5 protein-coding genes are annotated in these 4025 nt (G+C 69.6%); 1 reads left to right on the forward strand and 4 read right to left on the reverse strand.

Translation table 11 applies throughout. The annotated features are described in order from the left end of the window. Nucleotides 1-491, forward strand: a 491-nt coding sequence (locus tag ACIPIA_RS11590; protein ID WP_400509626.1) for an NAD(P)-dependent oxidoreductase, incomplete at its 5' end; no start/stop codon positions are given. Between the two features lie 4 nt (nucleotides 492-495). Here the strand turns inward: ACIPIA_RS11590 and ACIPIA_RS11595 are convergent. From ACIPIA_RS11595 to ACIPIA_RS11610, 4 genes are all read right to left on the reverse strand, one after another. Next, a complete protein-coding gene (locus ACIPIA_RS11595; RefSeq protein WP_400509628.1) occupies nucleotides 496-1008 on the reverse strand; it encodes a L,D-transpeptidase in 513 nt (170 codons plus the stop codon). Nucleotides 1009-1131: 123 nt separating this feature from the next. Then, on the reverse strand, nucleotides 1132-1956 hold the full coding sequence (locus ACIPIA_RS11600; protein ID WP_400509630.1) for a heme ABC transporter ATP-binding protein: 825 nt from the start codon (nucleotides 1954-1956) through the stop codon (nucleotides 1132-1134). Beyond that, nucleotides 1949-3028: a FecCD family ABC transporter permease gene (locus ACIPIA_RS11605; RefSeq protein ID WP_400509634.1), complete on the reverse strand. Its 1080-nt coding sequence runs from the start codon at nucleotides 3026-3028 to the stop codon at nucleotides 1949-1951. The genes ACIPIA_RS11600 and ACIPIA_RS11605 overlap by 8 nt, the downstream gene beginning before the upstream one ends. Before the next feature lie 23 nt (nucleotides 3029-3051). Further along, nucleotides 3052-4025, reverse strand: a 974-nt coding sequence (locus ACIPIA_RS11610) for a heme/hemin ABC transporter substrate-binding protein (protein WP_400509632.1), incomplete at its 5' end; no start/stop codon positions are given.

Consider the following 4025-nt stretch of genomic DNA (forward strand, 5'->3'; position numbering starts at 1 on the left):
TGGGCGCGATCGGCAGCCGCATCGCGAAGCGCGCCGCAGCCTTCGAGATGGAGGTCGGCTATCACAACCGCTCTCCGCGGCCTGACGTGCCCTATCACTATCACGACAATCTGCTCGGGCTCGCGGAATGGGCCGATGTGCTCGTCGTCTCGGCTCGCGCCAGCGCCGAAAACAGGCATGCGGTCGATGCTGCCGTGCTGCGGGCGCTGGGGCCACGCGGGCATGTGATCAACATCTCCCGCGGCATTGCGGTCGACGAGGTTGCGCTTTGCGCCGCGCTCGAGAATGGCGTGATCGCGGGAGCGGGCCTCGATGTCTACGAGAACGAGCCGCACGTCTCCGACAGGCTGAAGGCGCTCGACAACGTCGTGCTAACGCCGCATATCGCCGCCGCTTCCGACTCGGCGCAGACTGCCCAGCAGGACGTCATGCTCGGCAATCTCAAGGCTTTCTTTGCCGGGGAGCCGCTGGTTTCGCCCGTGCCGCTCTGAACGATCAGGGCATGACCACGACCGGCGTGCCCATCTCGACGCGGGCATAGAGGTCGATCACGTCCTGGTTGTGCATGCGGAAGCAGCCATAGGAGGCGGCGGTGCCGATCGTGTTGGGCATGTTGGTGCCATGGATGGCGTATTGCCCGCCCGGCCCGAGACCGATGACGCGCGCGCCCATCGGGTTGCGCGGCGAGCCACCGGGGATGACGTCGGGCAGGCGGGGATTGTCGCGCTTGACCTCTGCCGGCGGCGCCCAGGCCGGATCGACCTGCATCTCCTCGACATATTTGACGCCGCGCCACTGCTTGCCGGCCTTGCCGACGGCGATGGTGTAGCGGATGGCGGTGCCGGGGGCGACGACGTAATAGAGCCTCCGCTCGCCGGTGCGGATGACGATCGTGCCGGGCTGGAAGCGATCGTCGCGCAGTCCGATGACCTCACGCGCTTCGGCACTGGACAGGCCCGGCAGCAGAAGGGCTGCGGCGAGGCCGATGGCAGCGACGTGTCTGACCATGGTCGAAACTCCCGTTCGGATGCCGACGGGATGTAGCGCTCAGTCGTGAAGCATGGGTTGAGCGATATGGTGAAGCCGGATTCAGGATGAAGCGCCCGTGAATGCCGGCGTGGCGCGCTGTCGCTAGGCTGCCGGCCGCGAACGATGCTGCTGCGGCAGCAGGAAGGGCAGGCCGGGCGCCGGCGCCCGGCTCAGCGTCAGGTCGACCTTGAAGACCTGACGCAGCAGCGCGTCGTCCAGCGTCTGCGCCGGCGGGCCCTGCGCGATGATCCGGCCCTGGTCCATCACGACGAGATGGTCGGCATAGGTCACCGCCAGGTTGAGGTCATGCAGCACGATCAGGACCGCGACGCCGCGGGCGGCGATGCTGCGCGCCATGTCGAGCAGGGCGAGCTGATGGCAGAGGTCGAGGCTGGCGATCGGCTCGTCGAGGAAGAGCACCTGCCGTACGGCGATGCTACTGCCGGCCTCGAGCTGGCAGAGCACGCGGGCGAATTGCACGCGCTGCTGCTCGCCGCCCGAGAGAGTCTGGTAGCGCCGGCCTGCGAGATCGATGACTCCGGCGGCGGCAAGGCTGTCGGCGACGATCGCCTCGCGGCGCTGCCGGGTCAGCGCCCGGCCGATGCCGTCGACGCCGAGGCTCGCGACCTCGTAGACGCTGAAGGGAAAGGCGAGGCGGGCATGCTGGGCCATGACGGCGCGCAGGCAGGCGAGCCGCCAGGCCGGCACTGCCGCCAGCGCCTCGCCCGCGATGCGGATTTCGCCGCCCGCCGGCTTCGCCTCGCCGGTCAGGAGCTTGAGCAGGGTCGATTTGCCGGCGCCGTTGGGGCCGATCAGGATCGTGGTGGTGCCGCCGACGAGCGCGAGATCGGCGTCCGCGACGAGCCGGCGTCCGCCGGCTGCGAAGCTGACGCCATGGGCGGAGAGGATGGGCGTCGCTTCAGACATCGAGAGCGCTCGTGCGGCGCAGCAGCAGCCAGAGGAAGAAGGGCGCGCCGATCGTTGCGGTGACGATGCCGATCGGGAGCTCGGCGGGGACCACGATCAGGCGCGCGACGATGTCGGCCCCGACCAGCAGCATCGCGCCGCCCAGTGCCGAGAGTGGGAGCAGCAACCGATGGTCCGGCCCGACGGAGAGGCGGATCAGATGCGGCACGACGATGCCGACGAAGCCGACCATGCCGGCCGAAGCGACGCTCGCACCGACGGCAAGCGCGACCAGCAGGATCGCGAGCGCCTTGATGCGCTGGACGGGGATGCCGAGATGGTAGGCCTCGGCCTCGCCGAGCATCAGCCCGTTCAGTCCGCGCGCCAGCAGCGGCATCAGCATCAGCAGCGGCAGGATGATGGGAGCGACCACCGACAGCTTGGTCCAGCTGGCGCCGCCGAGGCTGCCCAGCGACCAGAAGGTCAGGTCGCGCAGCTGTCGGTCGTCCGAGATGAAGGAAAGGAGGCCGGTGAGGGCGCCCGCCATGGCGCCGAGCGCCACGCCGGCCAGCAGCATGGTGGCGACCGAAGTCCGCCCGCCACGCGTGGCGATCAGATAGAGCGCGAGCGTCGTGATGAGGCCGCCGCAGAAGGCGCCGACAGGAAGCGCTGCGAAGGGCAGCTTCATCATGGTGCCGGCGAGGAAGCGATCGCCCAGCACGATGGTCGCGGCCGCTGCGAGGCCGGCGCCACTGGAGACGCCGACGAGGCCGGGATCGGCCAACGGGTTGCGGAACAGCCCCTGCATCAGCGCGCCGGAGACGGCGAGGCCGGCACCGACCAGCAGGCCGAGCAGCACGCGCGGCAGACGGATGTTGAGCACCACGAGGACATCGCGGCCCTCCAGCGATGTGGCATCGCCCGTGAAATTCGCCAGCAGGATCTGGGCGACGCGGCCCGGCGGGATCGAGATGGCCCCCTGCCCGACGGCGACGATGGCGAGCAGCAGGCAGGCCAGGGAGAGTCCGACGACCGCGAGCAGGCCGGCGCGTCGGCGGCCGGCGATCAACGATGTCAGCGCATTGGAAGCCATTGCGGAGGCAGGTGCCGCGAGTGTCACGGGGCTGCGGCCGTCTTCAGCTGGGGCACGGCCGCTTCGGGATAGATCGCTGCCATGAGGTCGCGCGCGGCCATCGGCGTGCGCGGACCGAAGCCGAGAAGATAGAGGCCGTCCATATGGATCAGGCGCTTGCCGTTCGCCGCCGGCGTCTGCGAGAAGGCCGGCATGGCGAAGAGTTCGTCGGGCGTGGTGTTGTGCGCGCTGCTGTTACGCATCATCAGGATCATGTCCGGTGCGGCGGCCGCGATGGCCTCGTCCGTCATCGGCTTGTAGCCCTCGATCGCATCCGCGACGTTGACGCCGCCGGCGAGCGCGATGATCCCGTCGGCCGAGCTGTTGCGGCCGCCGACCAGTGCGCGGCCGTTCTGAAGCGAAAGCACGAAGAGCACGCGACGCTTCCTGGCGATCCCGGCCCGCAGGGTCGCGAGCTCCTCGAAGCGGGCCCTGGTCTGTGCCGCCAGGCGTTCGGCCGGAGCAGCGGCGCCGATCGCGGCGCCGATCGCCGCGATCTTGGAGGCGACCCCTTCGGCCGTGAGCCCGTCGGTGATGCGCGCGATCTTCACGCCGGATTCGGCCAGCAGGGACACGGCATCGGGCGGGCCGGCTCCGTCGATCAGCATGATCAGTGTCGGCTTGAGCGAGAGAACGCCTTCGGCCGAGAGCGCCCGGACATAGCCCACATTGGCCTTGTCCTTCAGGGCGGCTGCGGGAAACTGGCTGGTGGAGTCGACGCCGACGATCCGATCCTGCAGGCCGAGCGCGTAGATCACCTCGGTAATGACCCCGCCCGCGACGACGATGCGGTCAGGCGTCTGGGCACGGGCGACGGGAGCCGCGGCGAGACCGAGGAGGCCGAGGGCGGCCGCGGAGAGTTCGCGGCGGTTCGGCTGCAGGAGAACCCGAGATGTCGCCTTGTTGCGTCGAGGCGCTCGGCGACGGCGTCGGCCTCGGACTTCAGCTCGAGGTTGCG

Source organism: Allobosea sp. CER48, from assembly GCF_044752385.1.
GTDB lineage: Bacteria > Pseudomonadota > Alphaproteobacteria > Rhizobiales > Beijerinckiaceae > Allobosea.